3 protein-coding genes are annotated in these 3,225 nt (G+C 62.9%); 1 reads left to right on the top strand and 2 read right to left on the bottom strand.

Going from position 1 to position 3,225, the window contains the following annotated elements:
• Positions 1-112: 112 nt before the first annotated feature.
• A complete protein-coding gene (locus ACFFAR_RS28940) occupies positions 113-553 on the top strand; it encodes a hypothetical protein (protein ID WP_174362973.1) in 441 nt (146 codons plus the stop codon).
• On the opposite strand, the gene pdeM is transcribed toward ACFFAR_RS28940, so the two are convergent.
• Together pdeM and ACFFAR_RS28930 are read right to left on the bottom strand one after the other, a co-directional pair.
• Complete coding sequence (pdeM, locus tag ACFFAR_RS28935; RefSeq protein ID WP_174362974.1) at positions 547-1,242, bottom strand: ligase-associated DNA damage response endonuclease PdeM; 696 nt, start codon at positions 1,240-1,242, stop codon at positions 547-549. The two genes, ACFFAR_RS28940 and pdeM, sit on opposite strands and share 7 nt — an antisense overlap.
• The coding region (locus tag ACFFAR_RS28930; protein ID WP_375508984.1) for a ligase-associated DNA damage response DEXH box helicase at positions 1,239-3,225 on the bottom strand (1,987 nt) is incomplete at its 5' end. The genes pdeM and ACFFAR_RS28930, both read right to left, overlap by 4 nt.

Genomic DNA, 3,225 nt, shown 5'->3' with positions numbered 1-3,225 from the left:
CGCGCGTTGGTTCGATGAGCTGGACTATTTAGCTTTTCCCGGGCGTACGGGAGTTGCTTTTCGCTATCGACGGGTCTAGGTTGCGGGGTGTCATTTTCAACAAGGACGTGCGATGCCCGTACTGCGGATCTTTTTTTCGTTGCTGCTTGCCATGCTCTTGACGCCCGGCGCGTTCGCGCAAGACGCGGATTCAGGCGCCGGACCCATCCGCACCGTAGCCGGAAGCGTGACCTTCGTTCAACAGGGAAATGGCATCGACGCGCAGCTCGACGGCACGACGTTCGACCGTTTGAGCGCGCGCCGTATCGTGCATCATGTCGAGCCGTCGGGTGCGCGAATGATCGTCGAGGCTTCCGATGGCGGTGCGCCCGAACTCCTTCTCTACGACTTCACGAAACGCCCGCCGGCAGTCGAGCGCATCGGACGGCGCATGAAGCTGACCGGCGTGTTCTGGCAGCGCGATGAAGTCGTGCTCAAGAGCGCCGAAGGCTGGTACAGGTTCCAGCGCGGGACGCTGACGAAGCTGACGTCATCGAAGACGGTTTATCACTGAGCTTGAGGAGCTTGAGGAGCTTGAGACTGGGGACGTACTGCCATCACGCGTTCGCCCGCGACCACGAAGATGCGTTCGTTGCGGGCGTTTTCATTGACCTCGTAACCGCCCGTGAACGCGCCGAACGCGGGCAGGACGCCGGCATCGGCGGCAAAGCGAAAGCACGGCAAACGCACGCTGTCGCGCCGGGTCGCCACGCGATAAACCGGGTGCTCATGCCCGGCGAGCGCAAATGCGCCCGCCACGCGCTGCGGGTAATGACACAAAGCCCACGGCCCCAGCCGATACGGCTCGTCGACCACCTCCATGCCCAGCGCCTCAGGCGGTCCGCCGGCATGACGATCGTGATTGCCTTCCACCAAGATGAGTCGCAAACCGGCATGCCGCGAACGCCACTCGGCAAGCGCGTGTAGCGTCGCTGCCGCATGTGATTCCCTCGCGTGCAGCAAGTCGCCCAGGAAGACGACGCAAACCGGTCGATGCATCGAAATCAACACATCGAGCCGGCCAAGCGTTTCCGCGGTCGATCCTTCCGGCACCGGAATTCCGCGCGCACGAAACACGGCGTCCTTGCCGAAATGCGCATCGGCGACAAACAACGTCTTGAGCACCGGATCGAATGCCGCGCGTGCTGCCGACAACACCAGCGCATGCCCGCCAACGTCCACCGTCAATGCTTCGATCATCATGCCTGCGCCGCCTTTTCCAGGTCGGCGAGCATGCGCGCGACGCGATCCGAGAGCTTTTCGGTACTCACTTTCTCGCGAAGCCGCGCGATGATCAGCGGGAATGCAAACGGCGTCGGCTTCTTTGGATGCGTGAGCGCGAGGCGGCTCGTGCTCATGCTTTGAAGCGCGGCGCGCATACGTTCAAGTTCGAGTTCCTGCAACATCACTTCTTCCTCGGCCTGCGCGAGCAGCAGGTTGTCGCTGTCGTGCTGGCGAAAAACTTCATAGAACAATCCACTCGATGCCTGCAATTGCCGCGCGCTCTTCTGCTGCCCGGGATGACCCTGGAAGATCAGTCCGGATACGCGCGCAATCTCGCGAAAACGGCGCGCCGCGAGCTCGGACGAATTGAGGCTTGCAAGAATGTCGTGTTCGAGATTATCGGGCGAAAAGAGGCCTTCCTGAATCAGCGTTTCCCAGTCGAATGGTCGCGCCGAGAGCAACTCGAAGCCGTAATCATTCATCGATATGGAGAAAGTGCTCGGCTGATCGCGAGCGACGCGCCAGCCGATCAGCGACCCAAGACCGATGTGCGCCATGCGTCCCGCGAACGGATAACAAAACAGATGGTGCCCTTCGCGCGAACGGATCATCTCGACCAGCAGCACGCCCGGCTCCGGCAACGCGGACCACTTCGCCTGCAATTCGAGCAGCGGGCGCACGGCCAGCATTTCGGGTTCATCGTAGACGCCGTTGACGGCCCGCGCGAGCATCATCAGTGTAGCTTCGGCAAGTTCGGACGAAAGCGGCATGCGGCTGCCGGCCCATTGCGGCATCGCGCCGCGCGATGACGTCGCGCGCTTCACATACGCAGTCATGTCGCGCACGCGGATCAGTTCCAGCGCGCGTCCGCCGAAGGTGAAGACATCGCCGGGTTTCAGGCGCGAGATGAACGACTCTTCCATCGACCCGATCCGGCCGCCCGTCATGTACGCCACGTTGATGGTCGCGTTCGCGACGATCGTGCCGACATTGTTCCGGTGGCGCCGGATCAGGTCCTCACGCGGCACGCGATACACGCCGTCGGCATCGGGCGTCACGCGATGAAAGTCCGGGTACGCCGCGAGCGATGCGCCACCGCGCTCCACGAAGGCCAGCGCCCAATTGAATTCCTGCTGCGTGAGGTCGCGATACGCGTAGGTCGTGCGGACTTCGTCGAAGAGATCTGGCGCGTTGAAGCCCCCGCCAATGGCAATCGTCACCAGATGCTGCACGAGGACATCGAGCGGCTTGTAGGGCATCTCACGGCCTTCTATGTGCCGTTCTTCAACCGCCCATCGCGCGGCGGCGGCTTCCACGAGTTCGAGCGCGTGTGTCGGAACGATGGTCACGCGCGATGCGCGCCCCGGCGAATGTCCCGAGCGTCCCGCGCGCTGCATCAAACGTGCGACGCCCTTCGGCGAGCCGATCTGGAACACCCGGTCGACCGGCAGGAAGTCGACGCCGAGATCCAGGCTCGATGTACACACCACCGCTTTGAGCTGGCCGTTCTTCAGGCCCAGCTCGACCCATTCGCGGACTTCCTTGTCGAGCGAACCGTGATGCAGCGCGATCAGACCGGCCCAATCGGGCCGCAGGTCCAGCAGCGCCCTATACCAGATCTCCGACTGCGAGCGCGTGTTGGTGAAGACGAGCGAACTGCGCGCTTGATCGATTTCAGCGGCAACGGGTTCGACCTGCCTCACACCCAGATGACCGCCCCAGGGAAAGCGCTCGATGGTGTCAGGTATGAGCGTATCGACGATCAGCGTTTTCGGCTGCGCGCCGCGCACCGCAACGCGCGGCGTTTTCACGGGCGCGAGCAACGCGTCCTTCGCCAGTTCGAGATTGCCGAGCGTCGCCGATAAACCCCAGACCTGCAGCCCGGGCCGCCAATGCGCGAGACGTGCCAGCGCGAGTTGCGTTTGCGTGCCGCGTTTGTTGCCCAGCAACTCATGCCATTCA

Source organism: uncultured Caballeronia sp., assembly GCF_964243625.1.
In the GTDB taxonomy this organism is placed as follows: Bacteria; Pseudomonadota; Gammaproteobacteria; order Burkholderiales; family Burkholderiaceae; genus Caballeronia.
Note: the sequence above shows the minus strand (reverse complement) of the source record. Positions and strands in the feature narration are given on the sequence as shown.

What these genes read in the sequence shown, in the direction of transcription:
- ACFFAR_RS28940 (WP_174362973.1), top strand. Translation starts at nt 113, where the DNA reads ATGCCCGTACTGCGGATCTTTTTTTCGTTGCTGCTTGCCATGCTCTTG.
- pdeM (WP_174362974.1), bottom strand. Translation starts at nt 1,242, where the DNA reads ATGATGATCGAAGCATTGACGGTGGACGTTGGCGGGCATGCGCTGGTG.